This is a genomic window from Victivallaceae bacterium (genome assembly GCA_036659455.1).
Lineage (GTDB): Bacteria > Chlamydiota > Chlamydiia > Chlamydiales > Chlamydiaceae > JAVXCN01.
The window spans coordinates 175,206-199,932 of the sequence record JAVXCN010000002.1; the positions used below are offsets into that span (position 1 = coordinate 175,206).

The 24,727-nt window shown below is 38.5% G+C and carries 16 protein-coding genes; 15 read left to right on the forward strand and 1 reads right to left on the reverse strand.

The window, feature by feature from the left end; genetic code table 11:
• Positions 1-27 precede the first annotated feature (27 nt).
• From rplL to RSA43_04865, 5 genes are all read left to right on the forward strand, one after another.
• Positions 28-420 carry a 50S ribosomal protein L7/L12 gene (gene rplL / locus RSA43_04845; protein MEG2496598.1) on the forward strand — a complete coding sequence of 131 codons (393 nt, stop codon included), beginning with the start codon at positions 28-30 and terminating at the stop codon, positions 418-420.
• Positions 421-572: 152 nt separating this feature from the next.
• Entirely contained in the window at positions 573-4,334 is a 3,762-nt protein-coding gene (rpoB, locus tag RSA43_04850) for a DNA-directed RNA polymerase subunit beta (protein MEG2496599.1), read from the forward strand.
• A 29-nt stretch (positions 4,335-4,363) separates the two neighbouring features.
• Positions 4,364-8,518: a DNA-directed RNA polymerase subunit beta' gene (gene rpoC / locus RSA43_04855; GenBank protein MEG2496600.1), complete on the forward strand. Its 4,155-nt coding sequence runs from the start codon at positions 4,364-4,366 to the stop codon at positions 8,516-8,518.
• A 98-nt stretch (positions 8,519-8,616) separates the two neighbouring features.
• Positions 8,617-9,603 carry a transaldolase gene (gene tal, locus RSA43_04860; GenBank protein ID MEG2496601.1) on the forward strand — a complete coding sequence of 329 codons (987 nt, stop codon included), beginning with the start codon at positions 8,617-8,619 and terminating at the stop codon, positions 9,601-9,603.
• Positions 9,604-9,643: 40 nt separating this feature from the next.
• On the forward strand, positions 9,644-10,039 hold the full coding sequence (locus RSA43_04865) for a hypothetical protein (GenBank protein MEG2496602.1): 396 nt from the start codon (positions 9,644-9,646) through the stop codon (positions 10,037-10,039).
• Positions 10,040-10,048: 9 nt separating this feature from the next.
• On the opposite strand, the gene RSA43_04870 is transcribed toward RSA43_04865, so the two are convergent.
• Positions 10,049-10,735, reverse strand: a complete 687-nt coding sequence (locus RSA43_04870) for a hypothetical protein (protein MEG2496603.1) — start codon at positions 10,733-10,735, stop codon at positions 10,049-10,051.
• A gap of 158 nt (positions 10,736-10,893) precedes the next feature.
• On the opposite strand from RSA43_04870, the gene RSA43_04875 reads away from it, so the two are divergent.
• The 10 genes from RSA43_04875 to pknD all read left to right on the forward strand — a co-directional run bounded on the left by RSA43_04875 (position 10,894) and on the right by pknD (position 24,726).
• Positions 10,894-11,538, forward strand: a complete 645-nt coding sequence (locus RSA43_04875) for a hypothetical protein (GenBank protein ID MEG2496604.1) — start codon at positions 10,894-10,896, stop codon at positions 11,536-11,538.
• Between the two features lie 73 nt (positions 11,539-11,611).
• Complete coding sequence (locus RSA43_04880) at positions 11,612-12,409, forward strand: DUF2764 family protein (GenBank protein MEG2496605.1); 798 nt, start codon at positions 11,612-11,614, stop codon at positions 12,407-12,409.
• Between the two features lie 13 nt (positions 12,410-12,422).
• Positions 12,423-14,198, forward strand: coding sequence for a V-type ATP synthase subunit A (locus RSA43_04885; protein MEG2496606.1), 1,776 nt, complete (start codon positions 12,423-12,425; stop codon positions 14,196-14,198).
• A 7-nt stretch (positions 14,199-14,205) separates the two neighbouring features.
• Positions 14,206-15,507, forward strand: coding sequence for a V-type ATP synthase subunit B (locus tag RSA43_04890; GenBank protein ID MEG2496607.1), 1,302 nt, complete (start codon positions 14,206-14,208; stop codon positions 15,505-15,507).
• 5 nt (positions 15,508-15,512) lie between these two features.
• A complete protein-coding gene (locus RSA43_04895; GenBank protein ID MEG2496608.1) occupies positions 15,513-16,133 on the forward strand; it encodes a V-type ATP synthase subunit D in 621 nt (206 codons plus the stop codon).
• Positions 16,123-18,081, forward strand: a complete 1,959-nt coding sequence (locus tag RSA43_04900; GenBank protein ID MEG2496609.1) for a hypothetical protein — start codon at positions 16,123-16,125, stop codon at positions 18,079-18,081. Before RSA43_04895 ends, RSA43_04900 begins: the two co-directional genes overlap by 11 nt.
• A 110-nt stretch (positions 18,082-18,191) precedes the next feature.
• Positions 18,192-18,617, forward strand: a complete 426-nt coding sequence (locus RSA43_04905) for an ATP synthase subunit C (protein MEG2496610.1) — start codon at positions 18,192-18,194, stop codon at positions 18,615-18,617.
• Between the two features lie 113 nt (positions 18,618-18,730).
• On the forward strand, positions 18,731-19,084 hold the full coding sequence (locus RSA43_04910) for a hypothetical protein (GenBank protein MEG2496611.1): 354 nt from the start codon (positions 18,731-18,733) through the stop codon (positions 19,082-19,084).
• A gap of 17 nt (positions 19,085-19,101) precedes the next feature.
• Positions 19,102-21,930: a valine--tRNA ligase gene (locus RSA43_04915; GenBank protein ID MEG2496612.1), complete on the forward strand. Its 2,829-nt coding sequence runs from the start codon at positions 19,102-19,104 to the stop codon at positions 21,928-21,930.
• A gap of 15 nt (positions 21,931-21,945) precedes the next feature.
• Positions 21,946-24,726, forward strand: a complete 2,781-nt coding sequence (gene pknD, locus RSA43_04920; GenBank protein ID MEG2496613.1) for a serine/threonine-protein kinase PknD — start codon at positions 21,946-21,948, stop codon at positions 24,724-24,726.
• The last annotated feature ends 1 nt before the right edge of the window (position 24,727 follow it).

A 24,727-nucleotide genomic window follows, 5' to 3' on the forward strand; every position in this document is an offset into this window, starting at 1 on the left:
TTATTAAGAATACAAAAGGGGAATAAAGTGACTACGGAATGTTTGGAAAAACTTGTTGAAGAGTTGAGTCAATTGAGTGTATTGCAGATGTCTCAGTTGAAGAAGATGCTTGAAGAGAAGTGGGATGTAACTGCAGCTGCTCCCATGATGGCTATGCCTGCCGGGATGGGTGGACAAGCTGAAGCGACTTCTGCCGAGCCCACTGAATTTCAGGTTATTATAGAAGAAGTTCCTGCTGATAAAAAAATAGGCGTTCTTAAGATTGTTCGTGAAGTTACTGGTTTAGCGTTAAAAGAAGCTAAAGAGATGACGGAAGGATTGCCTAAAGTCGTTAAAGAAAAAATCTCCAAAGCCGATGCCGAAGGGTTTGTAAAACAACTTCAAGAAGCTGGTGCTAAAGCAGTAATAAAAGGAATGTAATTTTGAAAACGTTTGAAAAAATAAAGATATGATTAAGTATCTTTATTTTTTCGTTGTGTTTTTCGGAATTTTTTCGTCGTCTTAAGGGGACATGTCTTTGTGTTCTCGTTGATGTTTTTTGTTTTTTTAGTCCAAAATAACGGAGAGTTTGCATGTTAAAGTGCCCAAAACGGGTTAGCTTCACGGAAAAGGAGGATATTTTAGATCTTCCGAATCTCATTGAAATTCAGATTAAGTCTTATAACCAATTTTTACAAATTGATAAATTACCTGAAGAAAGAGAGAACATTGGACTAGAAGAGGTCTTTAACGAAGTTTTTCCGATTAAATCTTATAACGAAGCCACTATATTGGAGTATATCTCTTATAATCTTGGCGTTCCGAAGTATTCTCCTGAAGAATGCATAAGACGAGGGGTTACCTACAGTGTTGTTTTAAAAGTGCGTTTTCGCTTAACGGATGAAACCGGTATTAAGGAAGAAGAGGTCTATATGGGCACGATTCCTATTATGACCGACAAAGGAACTTTTATCATCAACGGTGCTGAAAGGGTTATAGTTTCTCAAGTTCATCGTTCTCCCGGGATCAATTTTGAACAGGAGAGGCATCCTAAAGGAAATCTTCTTTTCTCTTTTCGTATAATTCCTTATCGAGGAAGTTGGTTGGAAGCCACTTTTGATGTTAATGATTTGATTTATATTTATATTGATAGGAAAAAGCGTCGTCGTAAAATTTTGGCTATGACCTTTATTCGTGCGCTAGGGTATTCCTCTGATGCAGATATCATAGAAGAATTTTTCCCTGTTGAAGAAATTTCCGTTAGAAGTGAAAGAGATTTTTCTAATTTGGTCGGGCGTGTTCTAGCTGATAACGTAACGGATGAAAGTACGTCGCTTATATACGGAAAAGCTGGTGAAAAACTAAGTACGGCAATGTTAAAAAGGATTTTGGATGCGGGAATTTCACCTTTAAAAATTGCCGTGGGGGCGGATGAAGCGCATCCTGTCATTAAAATGTTGGCTAAAGATCCTACGGATTCTTATGAAGCGGCATTGAAAGATTTCTATAGGAAGGTTCGTCCCGGAGAGCCTGCTACTTTAGCGAATGCCAGATCTACCATTATGCGATTGTTCTTTGATCCTAAGCGTTATAATTTAGGTCGTGTCGGTCGTTATAAATTGAATAAAAAATTAGGTTTTGAAATTGACGATGAGACCTTATCTCAGGTGATTTTAAGAAAAGAAGACGTAATAGGGGCTATCAAATATTTAATACGTTTAAAACTAGGTGACGATAAAGTTTTGGTGGATGATATCGATCATTTAGCTAATCGTCGCGTTCGATCGGTTGGAGAATTGATTCAGAATCAGTGTCGATCCGGTTTGGCTAGAATGGAAAAAATTATTAGAGAAAGAATGAATCTTTTTGATTTTTCTTCGGATACTTTGACTCCCGGAAAAATTATTTCGGCTAAAGGATTAGTCAGTGTATTGAAAGATTTTTTTGGACGTTCCCAGTTATCTCAGTTTATGGATCAAACGAATCCGGTTGCAGAATTAACTCATAAAAGAAGGTTATCTGCCTTAGGGCCTGGTGGATTGGATAGAGCAAGGGCTGGTTTTGAGGTTCGAGATGTTCATTCCAGTCATTATGGTCGAATTTGTCCGATCGAAACTCCGGAAGGACCTAATATCGGGCTTATTACCTCTTTATCTGCTTTTGCTAAGATTAATGAGTTTGGTTTTATTGAGACTCCTTATCGTGTAGTGAAAGATGATGTTGTTACGGACGAAATCGAGTATATGACGGCAGATGTTGAAGAAGGATGTGTTATTGCGCAGGCTTCGGCTAAATTGGATGAATACAATATGTTTGCCAAAGACGTTTGTTGGGCCAGATATAAGGGAGAAGCCTTTGAGACGGATACTAAAACGGTTACACATATGGATGTGTCTCCAAAACAGCTCGTTTCGATAGTTACGGGTTTGATTCCTTTTCTTGAGCATGATGATGCCAATCGAGCTCTTATGGGATCGAATATGCAAAGACAAGCGGTACCTTTATTGAAAACAGAGGCTCCGGTTGTTGGTACTGGATTGGAATTAAGAGCAGCGAAGGATTCGGGTGCTTTGATTATTGCGGAAGAAGACGGAGTAGTTGATTATGTCGACGGTTATATTATTGTTATAGCGCCCAAATATAATCCGACGATTAAGAAGACTTATTATTTGAAAAAATTTATTCGTTCCAATTCAGGAACGTGTATTAATCAGACACCTTTGTGTTCTATAAGGGATGTTGTTACTGCCGGTGATGTTATAGCAGACGGTTCGGCTACGGATAAAGGGGAGTTGTCTTTAGGAAAAAACGTCTTAGTAGCCTTCATGCCATGGTATGGATATAATTTTGAGGACGCCATTATTATTTCCGAGAAGTTGATTAAACAAGACGCTTATACTTCCGTATATATAGAAGAATTTGAATTAACAGCTCGAGATACTAAGTTAGGAAAAGAAGAAATTACAAGAGATATTCCTAATGTATCGGAAGAAGCTTTGGCTAATCTTGGAGATGACGGCATTATTCGTATTGGTGCCGAAGTTAAGCCCGGTGATATTTTAGTCGGAAAAATTACGCCTAAATCCGAGACGGAATTGGCTCCTGAGGAACGTTTATTAAGAGCGATTTTCGGTGAAAAAGCTGCTGATGTCAGGGATGCTTCTTTAACGGTTCCTCCGGGTACGGAAGGTGTCGTTATGGATGTTAAAGTCTTTAGTAGACGAGATCGTTTATCTAAAACCGATGAAGAATTGGTTGAAGAAGCGGTTCATTTAAAAGATTTACAGAGAGACTATAAAAATAAGTTGGCCGAAATGAAGCTCGAGTGCCACGAAAAATTAGGGGCTCTTTTATTAAACGAGACGGCTCCCGATAATATTATTCATAGGCGATCAGCTGATATCTTGATATATAAGGGTGACATTTTTGATCAAAATTTAATTGAAAAAATTGAAAAGGAATCTCTTGTAGATTTGATCATGCCTTCTCATGAACTTTATACGGTTTTGAAAGAGATTTTGAAAGATTGCGAGACTACGATTCAAAAATTGGAAACGGATTATAAAACGGAATTCGAGCAAATCAAGGAAGGAGATGCTGATCTTGATCATGGCGTTATTCGTCAAGTTAAGGTTTATATTGCTTCTAAGAGAAAATTGCAGGTCGGGGATAAAATGGCTGGAAGACACGGAAACAAAGGCGTGGTTTCCAAGATTGTTTCGGAAGCTGATATGCCCTATCTCCCTAATGGGGAAACCGTTGAAATGATACTTAATCCTTTAGGTGTGCCTTCAAGGATGAACTTAGGACAAGTTTTGGAGACGCATTTGGGTTATGCTGCTAAAAAAGCCGGTATTTACGTAAAGAGTCCTGTATTTGAAGGTTTCCCGGAAGATCGTATTTGGGAGATGATGAGCGAGCAAAATTTGCCTGAGGATGGAAAATCTTTTCTTTATGATGGGAAAACAGGCGAACGTTTTGATAACAAAGTTGTTATCGGGTACATCTACATGTTAAAACTTAGTCACTTGATTGCTGATAAAATTCATGCCAGATCGATAGGACCGTATTCTTTGGTCACTCAACAGCCTTTGGGTGGTAAAGCTCAAATGGGAGGACAACGATTCGGAGAGATGGAAGTTTGGGCGTTGGAGGCATATGGAGTTGCTCACGTATTGCAAGAAATATTAACTGTTAAATCAGACGATGTTTCGGGAAGAACAAGAATCTATGAATCGATCGTCAAAGGGGAAAATCTACTACGCTCTGGGACGCCTGAATCTTTCAATGTTCTTATAAAAGAGATGCAGGGGCTTGGTTTAGACGTACGTCCGATGTTAGTAGAAGAAGTATAAAAATATATATCTGATAAGGATGTGATTGAATGTTTCGAGAAGGTTCCAAAGACTCTTTGTTTTCCGAAAATAAGGAGAGTCTTTTTGACAAATTACAGATTGGCATAGCATCGGATATTGTTATCCGAGATAAATGGTCTTGTGGAGAGATTAAAAAACCTGAAACGATTAATTACCGGACATTCAAACCTGAGAAAGGGGGGCTATTTTGTGAAAAGATTTTCGGCCCAACTAAAGATTGGGAATGTTGTTGCGGTAAATACAAAAAGATTAAACACAAAGGAATTGTGTGTGATCGTTGTGGGGTGGAAGTTACCTTATCTAAGGTGCGTCGAGAAAGAATGGCTCATATCGAGTTAGCTGTTCCCATTGTGCATATCTGGTTTTTTAAGACTACTCCTTCAAGAATGGGAAGTGTTTTAGGTATGACAGCTTCCGATCTAGAAAGAATCATTTATTATGAAGAAAGCGTTGTCGTAGACCCTGGTAAGACGGAACTTTCTAAGAAACAGTTGTTGAATGACAATCAATATAGGGAAGCCATAGAAAAGTGGGGTAAGGATTCATTTGTTGCCAAAATGGGCGGAGAAGCTGTTTACGATCTTTTGAAGTCTGAAGATCTTCAGGTTTTATTGGTTGAGCTGAAAGAGAAACTAAGAAAAACTAAATCGCAGCAAGCTCGTATGAAGCTGGCGAAACGTCTGAAAATTGTTGAAGGGTTTGTTTCTTCTTCGAATCGTCCTGAATGGATGGTAATGAAAACGATTCCTGTAGTTCCACCGGATTTACGACCGCTTGTCCCTTTAGATGGCGGCCGTTTTGCAACTTCCGATTTAAATGATCTTTATAGAAGAGTTATTAATAGAAATAATCGTCTTAAGGCTATTTTAAGATTGAAAACTCCCGAAGTCATTGTCAGAAATGAAAAGCGAATGTTGCAGGAAGCGGTAGATGCTTTATTCGATAACGGAAGGCATGGGCATCCTGTAATGGGAGCAGGGAATCGTCCTTTAAAGTCTTTGTCTGAAATGTTAAAAGGAAAAAACGGTCGTTTTCGACAGAATCTTTTAGGTAAGCGGGTCGATTATTCTGGTCGGTCTGTTATTATAGTCGGTCCGGAATTGAAATTCAATCAATGCGGAATCCCTAAAGAAATGGCCTTGGAGCTTTTTGAGCCGTTTATTATTAAACGTTTAAAAGATTTAGGTTGTGTTTACACGATTCGTTCCGCCAAAAAAATGATTCAACGAGGTGCTCCTGAGGTTTGGGACGTTTTGGAGGAAATCATTAAAGGTCATCCCGTCTTATTAAACAGGGCTCCCACTTTACATAGGTTAGGTATTCAAGCTTTTGAGCCTGTATTAATAGAAGGAAAAGCTATTAGAGTGCATCCCTTGGTTTGCGCAGCTTTCAATGCTGATTTTGACGGAGATCAGATGGCTGTTCACGTGCCTTTATCTGTAGAAGCTCAACTAGAAGCTAAAATTTTAATGATGGCGCCGGATAATATTTTTCTTCCCTCTTCCGGAAAGCCTGTTGCCATTCCTTCGAAAGATATGACGTTAGGCTTATATTACCTTATGGCCGATCCGACTTATTTTCCCGAAAAACAAAAGATTTTTAGGGATGTTAAAGAAGTTTTAATGGCTTTGAATGTCGGTGGTTTTATAGATGAACCGCTGGAAGGTAGATTGGATGAAACCGGAAGGGGATTGCATATTCACGAAAGAATTAAAGTGCGTATTGACGGTCAGATTATTGAAACGACTCCGGGTCGAGTTCTCTTTAATACGATAGTGCCCGAAGCGCTTGGTTTTCAAAATTATAATATGCCTAGTAAGCGTATCAGTGAGTTGATTCTTAATTGTTATAAGAAAGTGGGACTTGAAGCAACGGTTCGTTTCTTAGATGATCTTAAGGATTTGGGATTCGTGCAAGCTACAAAAGCTGCTGTATCCATGGGATTAAAAGATGTTAAAGTACCTCCTATGAAGCCTGATGTTTTGAAAGAAGCTTACGGTAAAGTTGCTCTTGTTAAGAAACAATATGAAGAAGGGATAATTACTGATGGTGAGAGACATTCCAAGACTATTAGTATTTGGACGGAAGTTTCCGATATGTTATCAAACGCCTTATATGAAGAAATTAGTAAGTTGCGCAATAGTAAGCATAATCCTTTATTTTTAATGATTGATTCGGGTGCTCGGGGTAATAAATCTCAGTTGAAACAGTTAGGTGCTCTCAGGGGATTGATGGCAAAACCGACGGGTGCCATTATTGAGTCTCCTATTACTTCTAATTTCAGAGAAGGTTTGACAGTTCTGGAATACTCAATTTCTTCTCACGGTGCCAGAAAAGGGTTGGCTGATACGGCGCTTAAAACAGCCGATTCCGGTTATTTGACGAGACGTTTAGTTGATGTAGCGCAAGACGTTATCGTGACGGAACATGATTGTGGAACTTTGAATTGCATCGAAGTTTCTGCCGTTAAACAGGGTGCGGAAGAGCTTTTGCCTTTGAAAGATCGGGTATACGGTCGTACGGTTGCAGAGGATATTTATCAACCGGGAGATAAGAGTTTACTTTTAGCTAAATGCGGTGAAATTTTGACTTCGGAAGCTGCGGAAAGAATTGACGATTCGGGGTTAGAATCGGTCAAAATACGTTCGACCTTAACTTGTGAGAGTCGAAGAGGAATTTGTGCAAAATGTTATGGGTTAAATTTGGCTAACGGCAAATTGGTAGGCAAAGGAGAGGCCGTTGGAATTATTGCCGCTCAATCTATTGGTGAACCCGGTACTCAATTAACCATGAGAACATTCCATTTGGGGGGGATTGCCGCAACCACATTTATTCCCGAAATTATTTCGGATTACGACGGCGTTTTAGTTTATATGGATTTGAGAGTAGTCTCCAATAAGGATGGGGATTATTTGGTCCTTAATAAAAAGGGAGCTCTTCATATCGTTAGAGACGAAGGACGAGGATTGGATGAATATAAGAAATTGCTTAGTACTCGATCGATTGAAAGTTTAGAAGTCTTTCCTGTCGAACTGGGTGTTAAGATCCTTATTGATGATGGTTCGAAAATTAAAGTTGGTGATAAGATTGCCGAGGTTGAATTACATAATATTCCGATTATTTGCGATAAACCGGGCTTTGTTAAATATGAAGATTTAGTTGAAGGCGTTTCTACTGAAAAAGCAGTCAATAAACACACTGGTTTAGTTGAGTTGATTGTTAAACAACACAGAGGTGAATTACATCCTCAGATTGCCATTTATGCGGATCTTGAATCGAGTGAATTGGTAGGAACATACGCGATTCCTTCAGGTGCTATCATTTCAGTAGATGAAGATGAGCATGTGGAGCCTGGTATGTTATTGGCTAGGCTCCCTAGGGGTGCTATTAGAACAAAAGACATTACCGGAGGATTGCCCAGGGTTGCTGAATTGGTAGAAGCACGTAAACCTGAAGAGGCTGCCGAGATCGCAAAAATAGACGGAATCGTCGATTTTAAAGGTGTTCAAAAGAATAAGCGTATTTTGGTTGTTAGGGATGAGGTAACTGGTATGGAAGAGGAGCATCTTGTTCCTTTAACCAAACACTTGATTGTTCAAAAAGGCGACAATGTCATTAAAGGGCAGCAATTGACTGATGGTTTGGTCATTCCTCATGAAATTTTAGAGATTTGTGGTGTTCGCGAACTCCAGAAATATCTTGTTAATGAGGTTCAAGAAGTTTATCGGTTACAAGGGGTTGATATTAATGATAAACATATTGAGATCATCGTTCGACAAATGTTGCAAAAAGTTCGTATAGTAGATCCGGGTGATACGACCTTATTATTTGGTGAGGATGTTCATAAAAAAGAGTTTTATGAAGAAAATAAACGCACCGAGGAAGAAGGAGGAAGACCTGCACAAGCCGCTCCTGTGCTTTTAGGTATTACAAAGGCCTCTTTAGGTACGGAATCATTTATTTCAGCGGCATCTTTTCAAGATACTACTCGTGTTTTAACGGATGCGGCTTGTAGTAGTAGAACGGACTATTTGTTAGGCTTTAAGGAAAACGTAATTATGGGACATATGATTCCTGGAGGTACGGGCTTTGAAAGTCACTATAGGGTGAAAAATTATTTGGCAAAAGAGCAGGATGAATTGGTCTTTGACTTTTCAAATTAAGACGGAGTTATTGGAAGGATTTCGTTCTTTTAATAGTAAAAATTAAACTTGTTTGCTAATTTCTGTTTAGCTTAGAAATTTGATATAGGAAAGCGTATATGGCCAGTCTCCTGGAGCAACTTAAACAATTTAGTACTCTTGTTTGTGATTCCGAAGAAGTTTCTTTCATAAAGAAGTATGGGACTCAAGACGTAACAACTAATCCGACCCTTATTTTACAGGCTGTTAAGAAGCCCGAGTATCAGTCTTTAGTGGAAGAAGCCGTTTATTGGGGACTGAAACAGGACGTAGACGGGCGAGATGCGATTATCTATATTTTGGATAAATTGCTGGTTAATTTTGGAAAAACTATTTTAAAAGAAATTCCCGGAAGGGTTTCCGTAGAAGTCGATGCCAGACTTTCTTTCAATATGCAAGCAATGGTACAAAGAGGTATGTTCATTGCTAAACTTTTTGAAAATGAAGGAATACCGGGGGATAGGTTTTTAATTAAAGTGCCTGCTACGTGGGAAGGTATTTGTGCCGCTCAATTTTTAGAGACGCAAGGCATTAAATGTAACGTAACTTTGGTTTTGAATTTAATTCAAGCTGTTGCGGCTGCTAATGCTAAAGTCACTCTTGTGTCGCCTTTTGTAGGTAGGGTTTTGGATTGGTGGCAAAAATATCAGGGTAAGGAAAACTATTCGGTAGATAGGGATCCGGGAGTGATATCCGTTATGCAAATTTATTCTTATTATAAAAAATTTCAGGTTTCTACCGAGATTATGGCTGCTTCATTTAGAAATATTGATCAAATACTAGCTTTAGCTGGTTGTGATTTTATGACTATAAGTCCTAAATTTTTGGAAGAGTTGGCTCAAACGGAGGGAGAAGTAGTTAAAAAACTGGAACCTTCGATCGGTGCGAAGCTGAATATAGAACCGATAAATCTTACCGAAAGTGCTTTTCGTTATTTATTGAACGACGACGCAATGGCGACGGAAAAATTAAGCGAGGGTATTCGTTTGTTTTCCGCCGACACGGTTGTGTTGGAAAACTCAGTAGTAAACCTTTTGCAGAAATTAGCTTCCGAAAAAGTAAATTAATCGGCTATTGGTTGGATTTTCTAAATCGAGTTTCATAAGTATGGAAGACTTGTCTCGTCTTATCTTTTCTTGTTTTGATTGTTCGGAGGGCGAGATACGCGTTATTCCTGAGAGCGATAGTATCAAAGTTTCTGACTGTCCTATTTGTGGGGCTTGTTATCGATTTGATTCCGCAACCGAAATCAAAATTTCAAAATTTGTCGATTTATATAAGCAAATCGGGATGTCAGCTGATATTTTGGGTGATGCCAGTATAGTCATATCAACGGAACATGGATCGATAGAGGTCTCTTTTAATCTTTTACTTACTCGCTTTCCTGCCGTTTTAAGACTGAAAGTGGAGGGAAAAGAACTTGTTCTTCGATTTGTTTTTGATGCTATAGAAAAGGCCTGTATCTATCGAGAACCTTGTGAAAGTTCCGTTACGGGTCATTAAAACGGATTATTATTCGTCTTCCGTGTTGTGTTCTTCTCGGAGTTTGTCAAAAACTTCGGTAAATGTGTTTTCAATCGAATCCCCGTTGTGTTCTTGGGTGTTCAGTTTGAAAGAATACACGCATGTTAAAAAAGCATTTGATAAATCGGCGATGTCTTCTTTCAAACAGATTCCGGTAAAAATGTAAGCAGTTCGATTTCGGATTAGGACGGCTTGCACGAAAGCGGTTTCTCCGAATCCGGTAAGTTTCTCTGCTTTTATAACTTTAAAAATTCCTGACTTCGATTCCAATGCCGTAAATAAGGAACATTCTATCGTGTTTTCTTCCCTACGATGATAATCGAGAATAACATTGATATAATCGTCAAGAGACAATTTCGTCTTTTCAGAAGCAATCGTAATTGTAGGTGTTAGTGTAATATGTGTTTGTCCTATGCATAAAGCCTCTAATTTTTCGGGAAGCTGCGTTTTATCCGTGATCTGTTGCCATTGGGAAGGAATGGAAAAGGAAAACTGCTCCAACTGTACAAACGTAGTTGTTACTAACAGCTTCTTATCCGTAGAATTTTTGTTTCGACGTGTCGGTTCAGTCTTGGAAGAAACCGTTTTTTTTGAACGCTTGCTTCTGGACGATTGACGTAGCATTTCGTAACGTTGTTGACGTGCGTTTAAGCGAGACTCTTTCGCAAAAAGCATGTTACCGAAGAAAGGTGAAAAAAAGAATATTGCTAGCGAAAAAATAATTGTTACTCGAAGCATGATTTTTTTTTAATTATTTAATTGGTTGGATCATAAATTAATCTTTCTTTAATATAAATCCGAATTCCTAGATCCAATAGGAAAATGGTTGTGGTATGGACGAGCTTCAATCCGATAGTAAACTCAAAAAAATTTGTGATGTTTTGCGCGATAAGACTTTGCAGCCTGCCGAAAAAGAGGCTGAGGAGATATTAGCTAAAGCTCTTTTAGAGGCAGAAGAGATTGTTTTGACGGCTAAAAATAGAGCACATGATATTCTTGAATCTGCTAAGAAAGAGGTTTCTTCTAAGTTAGAAGAAGGAAAAGCTTCTTTGCGCCAGTCAGGAAAAAGAGTTTTGGATTTTCTTAAGCAAACCGTCGAAGAACGGTTTTTTAAGGCATCTTTGGTTCGAGTTTTAGAAGCGATTGGGAGTATGCCGGATGTAGCGGCTCGTTTAATCGAGGTTTTGATTTCGGCTGTAGAGAAAGAAGGAATAACCGGTAATCTGACTGCGTTTATTTCCGCAAATTTATCTCCCAGGAAAGTCAACGAACTGATAGGTAAAGAATTTCTTGATAAACTTGATTCTGAAGGGGTGGTTTTGGGAAATTTTTTAGGAGGAGTGCGTTTGAAAGTTCAAGAACGAGACGTTATTTTGGATTTAAGCGCGGAATCTTTGAAACATCTATTGGTGAGATTTTTACAAAAGGATTTTAGAGATATGGTTTTTGAGTCCGATTCTTTAAACTGGGATATTTGATTCAAAAATTTATTTTTACGTCTGCGTCTTTGATCGACTTCATTGTTAATTAAACATTTCCTTTTTGGAAGTTATGAGTCGTTATTTTTTTCTTTCTTCTTTCTTGGAGCCCATAAGTTTAGAGGATTTCAAGAAGTTTGATATGTCTGCATTTCGTGAAACCATGTCTTTAAATCTCTCTTCCTGTGACAAAAAATCTTTTAGGTGTTTAGCAAGAAGTTTTGATTTGATTAATTTTTCCATTTTTTGGTCGGGCGGAAAGATGGAAAGAGCTTTGGGTGAAGTCACTCAGGATAACGTTGAACAGTTGTTGGTTAAACGGCAGTGGGATGACGGAACCGATATGGAGCCGTTTTTACAGGATTATTTGAATACGTATAAAACAAATGAAGAAAGAATTGAGAACTACTCTTTCTTGATTCGCGATTTTTTGCATTTTTATAGATTGAACGCTACCAATGCTTTTCTTCGTGAATATTTTTCTTTTAAACAGGATTTGAGGGTGATTATGGCCGGTTTTCGTGCCAAACTTTTAAATGAAGATATATCGAGAGTTCTCAGAAATGAAAACACGGATGAATTTACTGTGCTTCAAATTTTAATGCAAAAAAACTCTTCTAAATTTATTCCTCCTTTAGGATATCGAGATTTGGGAGATATTTTTGAAGACTATGGACAACTACCGGATAGCTTGCATCGTGAAATGGTATTGTATGAGTTTAATAAAATAGAAGAACTTTTCAGGGACTCTTATTTCAACTCGGATGCGGTCCTAGGTCGTTCTGCAGCTTATATGACCGCATATTGTTATCATTTTTCGAGCCGGAAAAACAGTAAGCGAATACTTAATGATATAGAGATAATGATATAAAGAAGATTTTGTAATGATTATAAAAGAACAAACATCCAAAGGTTACGTTGTTGAAGCATACGGAAATCTTTTAAAAGTACAATTTGAGGGTTATGTTCGGCAGGGAGAGATAGCCTTTGTTAATGTTGAAGATCTTTGGTTAAAGGCGGAAATTATCGAAGTTATCGGTGATCAAGTAAAAATTCAGGTCTTTGAAAACACCGAAGGCATAGCAGAGGGAAGTCCGGTCACTTTTTCCGGACATCTTTTGGAAGCGGAGTTGGGACCCGGACTATTGACGACTATTTTTGACGGGTTGGAAAATCGATTGGAAGTCTTAGCAAAGGACGGAGGGGTTTTTTTAAAAAGAGGTCAATATGTCTCTTCTATAGATGGAGATCACATGCTATGGGATTATAAATCTATTGCGAGTGTCGGCGATGTGTTGGTAAGAGGAGATGTTATCGGAATTACCAAGGAAGGTATTTTTGATCATTATATTATGTTGCCGTTTTCTTGTTTTCGTAAAATTACCCTAACATGGGTTATTGCTTCGGGTGAATATACTGCAGATACGGTAGTAGCTAAGGGAAGAGACGAACTCGGAAAAGAGTATTCTTTTACGATGATTCAAAAGTGGCCGGTTAAGATTCCTCTTAAGGAGGGGCGTGAAAAAAATTGTAAGGATATGATTGTATCCGGATTAAGGGTGCTTGATACGCAAATTCCTATTCTTAAAGGAGGTACCTTTTGTACACCCGGGCCTTTCGGTGCGGGAAAGACTGTTTTGCAACATCATTTATCTAAGTATGCTTCCGTTGATATCGTTATTTTATGCGCTTGCGGAGAACGTGCGGGAGAGGTTGTTGAAGTTTTAAAAGAATTTCCTCATCTAACGGATCCCAATACCGGAAAACCTTTAATTAATCGAACCTGTATTATTTGTAATACCTCCTCAATGCCCGTAGCGGCTCGAGAAGCTTCGGTTTATATGGCTACGACCATAGCTGAATATTATCGTCAAATGGGGTTGGATGTTCTCCTTTTGGCCGATTCGACCTCGCGTTGGGCTCAAGCTATGCGTGAAATATCGGGACGTCTTGAGGAAATTCCCGGAGAAGAGGCATTCCCCGTTTATTTATCTTCTAGAATTGCGTCTTTTTATGAAAGAAGCGGTGTAATCGAATTAAAAGACGGACGTTGTGGATCCCTAACGATTTGCGGTTCCGTTTCTCCTGCCGGAGGAAATTTTGAAGAACCGGTGACCCAGGCTACTCTTTCCGTTGTCGGAGCTTTTTGCGGTTTATCCAAGGAAAGAGCTTCGGCTAGACGTTATCCTTCGATTGATCCTTTGATTTCTTGGTCAAAATATATCGAGCGAGTATCGGACATCTATAGTTCTAAGATGGACTTCTGGGGAGAAACCGTAGAGAGGTCCAATGGAATTTTAAGGTTGGGCGATGAAATCGGTAAACGTATGGAAGTAGTCGGAGAAGAAGGAATTTCTTCAGAGGATATGGAAATTTATTTAAAAGCCGAGCTTTATGATTTCTGTTATCTTCAACAGAATGCTTTTGATCCGGTTGACGCCTTTTGTCCGATCGATAGACAGCTGGCTTTATTCGGTTTAATGAGGGATGTTTTCGATAATTATTTTGCTTTCAAAGATACGGATTTGGCAAGAAGTTTTTTTCTTGAGTTGCAAAGTAAAATCAAAACGTTGAATGGTTTGGTTTATCGTTCCGAAGAATATGAAGCATTGTTTATGGAAATTCAGTTGAGAATAAAAGAAGAAGTGAAGGGTGTGTAATCCGATAATGCGTAGAATATATAGTAAAATCAATAACATAAAAGGAAATTTAATTAAAGTTGAGGCTAAAGGGGTTGCCTTGGGTTGCTTGGCTTTGGTTGAACGTGGTGACGGTCGGTCCTGTTATGCATCCGTTCTAAGATTTGAAGAAGATGTCACTACTCTCCAAGTTTTCGGTGGAACATCCGGAATTTCTACAGGAGATCGGGTAATATTTTTGGGAAACGCCATGGAAGTCGTCTATGGTGATGGATTATTGGGTCGTTTATTTAATGGTATGGGTATTCCTATAGACGGAGGGGAACCTGTTTTCGGTGAATCGATTCCGGTTTCGACGCCGACTTTTAATCCCGTATGTCGTATGGTACCTAGAGACATTGTTAGAACCAATATTCCGATGATTGACGTATTTAATTGTTTGGTTAGATCGCAAAAGATTCCCATATTCTCTTCTTCCGGAGAAAAACATAATCAGCTTTTGATGAGGATAGCCGCACAAACTGATGCCGATATCGTTATCATTGGAGGTATGGGCTTGACCTACGAAGATTATAATTTTTTCGTAGAGCAATCGGAAAAAGGCGGGTTTTCGCATAAGACGGTTATGTTTATGCACCGCGCGGTTAATCCGCCTGTGGAATGTATTTTAGTACCTGATATGGCATTAGCTTGTGCGGAAAGATTTGCCGTCGAACAAGGACGAAACGTTTTAGTGTTATTGACGGATATGACGGCTTTTGCTGACGCTCTGAAAGAAATTTCGGTGACGATGGACCAAATCCCTGCAAATAGAGGTTATCCGAGTTCTTTGTACTCGGATTTAGCTTTAAGATACGAAAAAGCCGTCGATATCGAAAACGGCGGTTCCATCACTCTCGTCAGCGTTACGACGATGCCGGGGGATGACCTTACTCACCCGGTACCGGATAATACCGGATATATTACGGAAGGGCAATTTTATCTTAAGCATAATAAAATCGATCCTTTCGGTTCTTTATCTCGTCTTAAACAGTTGGTCATCAATAAAGTAACCAGAGAGGATCACGGAGATTTAGCTAATGCCTTGATTCGGTTATATGCGGATTCTCGTCGCGCCGTCGACTGTGCCGCAATGGGCTTCAAGCTATCTCATTGGGATGAAAAATTATTGAAGTTTTCGGAATTATTTGAAGAACGACTGATGACTTTACAGGTGAACATAACTTTGGAAGAAGCCCTTGACGTAGGTTGGAAAATCCTTAGTGAAAGCTTTTCACAGGAAGAAGTAGGGATTAAGCAACAATTGATTTGTAAATACTGGCCTGAGTAAGTGTCATGAGCATAAAATTAACTAAAAATCAATTGAGAGACGAAAAATTGAGATTGAGTCAACTTCAGACTTATCTCCCTACTCTTAAATTGAAAAAGGCTTTATTACAGATTGAAGTGCAGAATGTTTTAAGTCTCGTTGAAAAATTGGAGAGGCAATATGAACTTGATTTTGAAGTTTTATCAATATCGGAAGAGCTTATCGGTCAGCCTTTTTATTTTGGTGATTTAAAAAAAATAATAAAGATCCAATCCGTAGACAAGCATTACGAAAATATTGCCGGTGCCGAGGTTCCGGTTTTGGATGACGTAATTTTTTCTGATGTAAGTTATTCTTTAACGGATACTCCTGTATGGTTGGATCCTTTAGTAAAACTCGTAAAAATTTTTATTATATCGAAACTTCGTTTACAAGTAGCTATTGAAAAAAAGCATATTCTGGAAAAAGAATTCAGACAAGTCAACGTAAGAGTTAATTTATTCGAAAAAAAATTAATTCCCGAATGTCAGAGAATTATTAGGAAAATTACCGTTTTTTTCGGAGATAGGCATATGATGGAAATCGGTCAAATCAAAATGGCAAAAGATAAGGTTATTAAGAGAGCGAGATCACTTAATGCGCATTAATGTGAAAAAGTGTCTGTTTGTAGGAAATATTTTGGATAAAAAAGAGTTTCTTGAGACTTACTTCGACTTAGGATCCGTGGAGTTTGTTTCGGATAAACATGTTTCCGGATTTTCTGAAAAAATAGGAGATGGATTACAGGCTCTAAAGATTTTGAAGCAAAATTTTTCTCGGAGGGATCCGGATTGGAATTTCGATGAAACTTATTTTTGCATTGAGGATGATAAATGTTCAGCTACGGATATTATTCAAGAAACTTTGTCATTAAATATTCGTAAGCATACTGTTCGCGATGAGTTAAAAACGTTAGGTAATGAAATTCTTAGAGTACAACCCTTAGGTAATTTCGTTTCTTCGCATCTTCGGGAATTGGAAGATATAACGGGAATGCGTGTGCGTTTTTTCTGTCATAAGCGACGTGAAGGTAAGGATCCTATCGCTGATTGCGAAAACGTCTTTCATCTTTCTTACGTTGCGGGATTCGATTATTATTTAGTTTTGGGAAATATAGACCTTCCTTTGAAGATGTTTATTGAAATAGCGGCACCTCTTTCTGCCGGAGAGCTGTATGAGAAAACTCTGATTTTGAAAAGAGAGCTTTTGGAAATTTCCGATCGTTTATTGCAACTTACCGGCGCTCACGATTTGATCTCAAAATTTTTACGTGATGAATATAATAAAAAGACTTTAAATGAGGCCTTAGAATTCGGAAATCTTGAACTTGACGGCAATCTTTTTGCTATTGAGGGTTGGGTTCCCGAAGATAAACTGGATGAAGTGTTTCATACGGCTTACGGTTTAGGAGTCTATGTCGAAAAAGTCGAAATCGGGAAAGAGGATTCTCCTCCCGTTTATTTGGAAAATACCGGTGTGTCACGGATCGGAGAAGATCTCGCATTGATATATGAATCGCCCGGAGCAACGGATTTGGATCCGTCGACATGGATATTTTTTAGTTTTGCCGTATTTTTCTCGATGATTATTAACGACGCCGGTTACGGTTTGGTTTTTTTATCCGCGGCATTGTTGATGAAGTTTAAAACTCGTAAGAAGAAGAGCACTTCAAAATTTAAAAGATTCTTATGTTTATTTTCTTATTTAGGCATAGGATGTATCGTATGGGGAATGATGACGACATCATTTTTCGGATTATCTTTTAGTGCCGTAAATCCTTTAAAACGGTTTTCCCTCACTCATATTTTGGCTGTTAAAAAAGCCGAATATTTCATAAAGAGCAAACCGGTTTCTTATAAGGAATTGATACAGGAATTTCCTATTCTTCAGGGTGTTGCCGAATCAAAGGTTTTATTAACGCGCGTTCAATCGCATGCGGGGTCAATAGAAACGAAGGACATCGTTTATGACAGATTTGTAGATAACGTTTTAATGGAGATTTCCTTATTCGTAGGAGCTATTCATATTATGATGGGGATGATTCGTTATCGTAATTTCAATCTTGCTTCTCTGGGTTGGGTTTTTTTCATTATGGGAGGCTATTTATATTTTCCCGTTTATTTGCATGCCGTATCATTAATCCATTATTTATTCAAAGTACCATATGTTTTGGGGGGGCAAATCGGACTCATTCTGATGGGAACAGGTATTTTATGGGCTGTTAGTGTTGCCGTAATTAAAGATAAGATTAGAGGGCTTGGAGAGTTAACTCAGGTTATTCAGGTTTTTTCGGATGTTCTTTCTTACTTAAGAATATACGCTTTGGGTCTGGCTGGAGCTATGATGGGGGCGACTTTTAATAAGATGGGGGCAGGTATGATTGCCCCGTTGGGATTTATGGTTATTTTATCCGGTCATTGCATTAACATCATTCTCTCGCTTATGGGTGGAGTCATTCACGGTCTTCGTTTGAATTTTATCGAATGGTATCATTATAGTTTTATAGGGGGAGGAAAACTTTTCCGGCCTTTCGTCAAAGTAACTTCGCCTGATTAACGAAGATATTTTTGTTGCTTCTTCAGCTGGGTTCAGGATAACATGCTTTATCCTGACTTGTTTGGTTGTGGTAAACATTGAAAAGGGTTTAGTTGCTTTTTGGAGTGAATATGGTTAATTTGACTGTTGTTGGTCCCTCTATATTACTGGGATTGGCAATGATAGGTAGTGCCATCGGATGTGGAATGGCCGGCGTTGCTTCTCATGGTGTTATGTCGAGGATTGATGAAGGACACGGTAAGATTATAGGTATGTCTGCTATGCCTTCTTCCCAGTCTATTTATGGGTTTATCCTAATGTTACTTATGATGGGGGCTATTAAAGACGGTTCATTGTCTTCTGCCGGATCCATTGCAATGGCTGTAAGTGTGGGATCGGCTTTATTGATTTCTGCCGTTATGCAAGGACAATGTTGTGTAAGCGGAATACAAGCTTATGCCCGATCTCCGGCAATTTACGGAAAGTGTTTTGCTGCTATAGGTATTGTTGAGTCTTTTGCTTTATTTGCATTTGTGTTCGCATTGTTACTTTTATAGTTCGCGTTTTGTTTCATAGGATTTTTGCCGATTTTTCGATTTTTCTCTTACTAATCTCATTGAGTACAGGGTGTTCTTGCCCTCACGGGATGCTTTATTCATTTACTGAATATTTGAATAGTGGCTACGAGGCCGCAAGTAAAATTGGGTTGAAAGAAAGTTTAGGCAAAAAAACTCAAGGTCAGCAACTCTTCATTTTTTACTCTTTACCGACGAAGTTCAGAAAGTTACTACCTATTGAGCTACATCTTTTGGTTAGGTATGAGAACGGAGAGCTTTTGAATAAAACATACGCTTTAACATCCGCTTCGGGGATTAAAATTCATGCTTTAGAAGGGGAAGATTTTCTACATAAAAGAGGCATATCTTCATATAAATTAATTTTAAAATCCGGAAATGAAGAAATAGCTTCTAGAAAACATCATTTGTGGACGGAGATTATTATTTTGTCGGACTTTGAACAATAGAGAAAGGCCTATTTAAAATGAGCAAAAGCAATTTATCGAAGACATATGAACACAAAGAAATCGAACCGATTTTGTATAGGTTCTGGAAAGAAAACGATTTTTTTAAGGCTTCTTCCGACACTTTGAAACCCACTTATTCTCTCATTATGCCACCGCCGAATGTGACAGGAATTCTGCATATGGGACATGCTCTTGTCAACGTAATGCAAGATGTTTTGGCTCGGTATAAGCGTATGCTCGGCTATGAGGTATGTTGGGTTCCGGGAACCGACCATGCCGGAATTGCCACTCAAAGCGTTGTAGAAAGGCATTTGCGTAAGTTGACCGGTAAAAAAAGGACGGATTTTTCAAGAGAAGAATTTGTGGCTCATATCGTCGATTGGAAAAATCGTAGTCAGGAGACCATTTTGTCTCAGCTTGAGATACTTGGGTGTTCTTGTGATTGGTCCAGACTATCTTTTACTTTGGATAACGAGGCCAGTTTTGCGGTTAAAAAAGCCTTTAAGGATTTTTATGATCGGGGATTGATTTATCAAGGCGATTATTTGGTTAATTGGGATCCTGTTTTGTTAACGGCCTTAGCCGACGATGAGGTTGAGTACGTCGAGCAAGAAGGTTATTTATATTATTTCAATTATCCGATTTCCGATGGGTCCGGCGTTATCACCGTTGCAACTACAAGGCCGGAAACTTTATTCGGAGATACGGCCGTGGCCGTAGCTCCTGAAGACGAAAGATATGCGCATTTGATAGGGAAAGAACTTAGAGTGCCGTTCGTTAATCGTTTGATCCCCGTAATTGCTGACCATCGTATAGATCCTACTTTCGGTACGGGAGCCGTTAAGATAACTCCTGCTCACGATAAGAATGACTATAGGATAGCCAAAGATCACAATCTTGGATTGATTAATATTTTAACTCCCGAAGCTCTTCTTAATGAAGAATGCGGTATATTTCGAGGGATGTCTAAGGATGAATCCGTTCATTTAATTATCGAAGAATTGAAAAAAATGGGGCTTTTCATATCTAAAACGCCTTATCGTAATCGAGTAGGTGTATCCTATCGCTCCAATGCTGTTATAGAACCTTATTTATCCAAACAATGGTTTGTTAACGTCAAACCTTTCATTCCTTTTTTGAAACAAGTCGTTGAATCGGGAGAAATTGAATTGTTCCCTAAAGAAATCAAACGATCTTATTTTAATTGGATCAATCATTTAGAGGATTGGTGCATCAGCAGACAACTCTGGTGGGGACATAGAATTCCTGTTTGGTATAATTTGGAAAATCCGGAAGAAGTTATATGTTTCCCAGGAGAAGGTATTCCTCCTGAAGCGGCTGACGAACCGGAAAAATGGCGTCAAGATCCGGATGTTCTCGATACCTGGTTTTCTTCCGGTCTTTGGCCTTTAAGTTGTTTAGGGTGGCCTGGCGACTCTAAAGATTTGGAAAAATTTTATCCGACTTCAGTATTAGTAACTGGGAGCGATATTTTGTTTTTCTGGGTAGCCAGAATGATTCTCATGTGCGGTGATTTAAAGGGTATCCCTTTCAAACACGTATTTCTTCACGGTTTGATTTACGGAAGATCTTATAAGAAGTTTGAAGACGACGGTTCATTGGTTTATATAACCGGGGCCGAAAAATATGAATACGATATGGGCTTGAAACCGGTTCCCGCTAACGTAAGTGGGAAATGGGAGAAGCTGTCGAAGTCCAAAGGAAACGTTATAGATCCTCTAGAGGTTATTGAACTTTACGGTTGCGATGCCTTGAGAATGACTCTGTGCGCCTGTGCTAATAGAGGTAGTCAAATTGATTTGGATTATAGGTTGTTGGAAGAGTTTAAAAATTTTTCTAATAAAATTTGGAACGGTGCCAGGTTTATTTTCGGACATATCGAGAATATAACCATAAAAGATCTGGCTGAAGGTATAGATGAAGCGCTTTTGGATTTAGAAGATTTATATATTCTTCGTACCTTGAATGTTCTTTTCGAAGATATTGCTTTGGGATTTGATGAATATCATTTCGATAAAGTCTCTTCTTTAGCCTATAACTTTTATCGCAATGACTTATGTTCTAATTATATCGAGATAGTAAAACCCGTTTTATTCGGAAAATTCGGTTCGGATTCATTAAGAAAAAATAAGAAGAAAGTTCTGTCGGTTGCTTTAATATATTCTTTAGGTTTTATGCATCCCATCACTCCTTTTATTACGGAAGAGTTGTTTTTGAGACTTAAGGACATTTTGGGTTGTACCGATGAAGCGGTCTATTCCGAAGATTCTTATACGGTCGGTGCCGTCAACCTTCTTAATTCTTCTGCACTTATGACGGCACCGTATCCTTCACGAATAATTACCGATAAACTGGATAATCCCATAATTTTTACCGATTTTGCCGAAGCTATGGAATTCGTTTATGTCTTAAGAAGGATTAGAGGTGAAATGAATATTCCTCCTCAGACATACATACGAGTTTATGTAGTCTCAGCAAACGAACGGTTGTGTAAATATTTTTCCTTAGTTAAGGCATTGGCAATGGTTGCCGAGATCGATTGCATAGATGTCCTTCCCGAAAAGGTTTTTTATGTATCCGGTGTTTTTAACGAAGCTTTAATTGCCGTAGTCGTTCCCGACGCAGTTCGTGAAAAAGAAAAGCTTCGTTTGGAAAAAGAGAAAGAACGTCTTGAAAATTCAATCATGAAATTAAGTCTGCTATTGAATAACGCCGATTTTTTAAGTAAAGCTGACGGAAATCTTGTTAAAGAAAAGAAAAATCAGCTAGAGAAATCAGAGCAGGAGTTAACGAACATTTCGCAAACGTTGACATCTTTTTTTTAGATTGGAGCAAAAATTTTGGTTAGCAACACATACCGTATCATAAAACGGATCGGTAAGGGAGGTATGGGAGAAGTTTTCCTTGTCTATGATCCCGTTTGCGATAGAAGGATTGCGTTAAAAAAAGTTCGTACGAATGTTAAAAATCCGAACCGATTAAAACAATGCTTTTTAAGAGAAGCTAAGATAGCTTCTCGTCTGGTTCATCCGGGGGTAATCCCGATTTACTCTATTTGTGAAGATCTTGATAATACTTATTATACCATGCCCTATGTAGAGGGGCGTTCTCTTAAGGAAGTGTTTAAACAGGTCTGGGGACAAAATTTCGAGACATGCAAAAAAGAAAATGGAGAATATAGTTCTATATCCGAGTTGACACGTATTTTTTATAGTATATGTCATACTATGGAATACGCTCATTCCAAAGGCGTCCTCCATAGAGATCTCAAACCCGATAACATTTTAATAGGGCTTTACGGGGAAGTCATTATACTCGACTGGGGAGTTGCTACTTTTATTTCTTCAGACGAGAGTTTTTCGGATGGTACTTGTTTTTATGGGGAAAAAACTCTCTTGGGGAAGATTGCCGGAACGCCTAATTATATGCCGCCGGAACGTTTGAGAGGGAACCTTGCCAATGAACAGGGAGATATTTATGCTCTAGGCGTGGTGTTGTATCAGATGTTGGCCTTACAATTTCCTTTTCACAGAACCGTAAAATCCGTGAGACAATTTAGGGATCCTTTGTATACGGAGTTTTTTTTATCTCCTGAAGAAGTGGCTCCCTATCGAGATATTCCTATGGAATTATCTAAGATTGCCATGAAGGCTTTAGCTCCTAATCCCCTTGATCGTTACAAATCGGTAAAAGAAATCATAGCAGATATATCCTCCTATATGGAAGGTAATCCGGTCTGGTCTTTCAAAACCAAACTATTGATTGATCAACCCGATTGTTGGGAAATAAGAGAAAATGTTTTATTCACGGGACACTTAGCCATCACCGGTATGAATAATCATTTCAATTGGTTGGGGATGGCTATTTCAAAGGATTTTTTCTCCGAAGATATTAAACTGGAAACTTATTTAGATCCGTCTTCGTTAATATCCGGTGTCGGTTTTTTGTTCTCGGTCCCGGAAAAAGAAGAAAGAAAACATTTGTCTGAGGGGTACTGTCTTTGGTTACAATCCGAAGAAAATTGTCTTCAAGTTTATCTTTTCAAAAACTCCATAGAAATCATTCGGTCGGGTAAGATTTTTTTAGACGATTCCATTCAATATTATCCGGTGATAGAAAAAAGACATAATAAATTATCTTTTTATATGGATGGTCGGTTGTTATTGACGTATATCAGTCATCTTCCGGATATAGGCGGTCATATAGGATTATTATTTAGAGAACCGGAGCTAATTAATCGAGAGATCAATATTTTTGAAAGTAGTCATAATTTATATGTGAGTTGTTTAGCTGTTCCGAATGCTTTTTTGGCTAATAAAAACTATGATAAGGCGTTATCCTTGTACAAACGGATTTCCGTTTCTTTTCCCGGAAGAATGGAAAGTCGAGAGGCTATGTTTTGCGCAGGGTTAACCTTATTAGAAAAAGGCAAACATTCTCAATGCCCTCGAATATTTGATAAATCTTGTGCTGAAGCGCTTGAAATTTTTTCCTTGCTTCATACTGTTTCCGGGGGGCCTCTAGAGTATCTAGGGAAGACTATCGTTTATCAGATGACCGGAGAAATCGAAGAGGAAGTCAAGTGTCTCGAATTAGGTATTCGTCGTTATTCGGAACATCCTCTTGTTTCAAGGTTGAAAGAGCATTTGGTGTACAGACTTTATGAATCAGCTGAATATGATCGAAAATCGGCTTATTTTTTTTTACTGACGGTATTGAAATTGGGTTTGGAGCAAAGCGAGGGTTGCTTCGATCTATTTACGGATCTAACCCGTCATTGGGAGATTCCTCCTTTAGATGTCAATGATAAATATTTTACGGCTTTGGGTTTAACCTATTGGTTATCTTCGGGAAACGGTTTATCTTACTATTTTAACGTTGTTTTGAAGGATCAAGATCTCACTGGTTTTCGAGATGTTATGTATGCGATCTACGATCTGGGATACGACCCGAATATTTTGTTACGGGGCTCCGTTTTATTCGATTATAAGGGAACGGAATATGATAATTTGATTTGCAACTGTCGATCTTTTTTAGATGCTCTTGATTTTATGACTTCAGGATCTTTTCAAGAGGCGGAAAAGATTCTCAAGGAAGAGAATTTTTCAGAGGCAGACTTGGTACGGTTGATATCCTTTTTTACGGATCGTTTATGGATTTCAGGTTCGGATTATCCCTTAGAAATTTTATTGGAGTTTTTATATTCAAAATTTCAACCCTCAACGTTTAAGTCTAAAATTTTGCCTAAGATTATTACTATTCAACTGCTTCGTAAAAATTACGACAGTCTTTTGAAGCTTTTCGATTCGTATGCACCCGAGGAATTGGTAAACGACTTTTCCGAAATATTTACTTTGTATGGTTGTTGGTTGGCTATGACTGAGGGAGAAGAGTCGGCTATCATCCATTTTTCCGGAATTACTGATAAAATTTTCCCCAAATCTTTTGTTCTTTTGGCGTATTCACTCTCTCGGGATCCTGGATTTTCAGAAGAAAAACTTTTTGTCAAAGAACAACAAACTCTGTACATGCATCAACATCTCTATTACTCTTGTCTGGATTATACTGATAAAGCCCGAGAGGCATTGCTTAAGTTACAAAATTTGAGACGGAATTTTTGAG

Coding starts and splice junctions, on each gene's coding strand:
- rpoC (MEG2496600.1), top strand. CDS start 4,364: ATGTTTCGAGAAGGTTCCAAAGACTCTTTGTTTTCCGAAAATAAGGAG.
- rpoB (MEG2496599.1), top strand. CDS start 573: ATGTTAAAGTGCCCAAAACGGGTTAGCTTCACGGAAAAGGAGGATATT.
- RSA43_04880 (MEG2496605.1), top strand. CDS start 11,612: ATGAGTCGTTATTTTTTTCTTTCTTCTTTCTTGGAGCCCATAAGTTTA.
- RSA43_04890 (MEG2496607.1), top strand. CDS start 14,206: ATGCGTAGAATATATAGTAAAATCAATAACATAAAAGGAAATTTAATT.
- RSA43_04895 (MEG2496608.1), top strand. CDS start 15,513: ATGAGCATAAAATTAACTAAAAATCAATTGAGAGACGAAAAATTGAGA.
- RSA43_04875 (MEG2496604.1), top strand. CDS start 10,894: ATGGACGAGCTTCAATCCGATAGTAAACTCAAAAAAATTTGTGATGTT.
- RSA43_04915 (MEG2496612.1), top strand. CDS start 19,102: ATGAGCAAAAGCAATTTATCGAAGACATATGAACACAAAGAAATCGAA.
- RSA43_04905 (MEG2496610.1), top strand. CDS start 18,192: ATGGTTAATTTGACTGTTGTTGGTCCCTCTATATTACTGGGATTGGCA.
- RSA43_04865 (MEG2496602.1), top strand. CDS start 9,644: ATGGAAGACTTGTCTCGTCTTATCTTTTCTTGTTTTGATTGTTCGGAG.
- RSA43_04870 (MEG2496603.1), bottom strand. CDS start 10,735: ATGCTTTTTGCGAAAGAGTCTCGCTTAAACGCACGTCAACAACGTTAC.
- tal (MEG2496601.1), top strand. CDS start 8,617: ATGGCCAGTCTCCTGGAGCAACTTAAACAATTTAGTACTCTTGTTTGT.
- RSA43_04900 (MEG2496609.1), top strand. CDS start 16,123: ATGCGCATTAATGTGAAAAAGTGTCTGTTTGTAGGAAATATTTTGGAT.
- RSA43_04885 (MEG2496606.1), top strand. CDS start 12,423: ATGATTATAAAAGAACAAACATCCAAAGGTTACGTTGTTGAAGCATAC.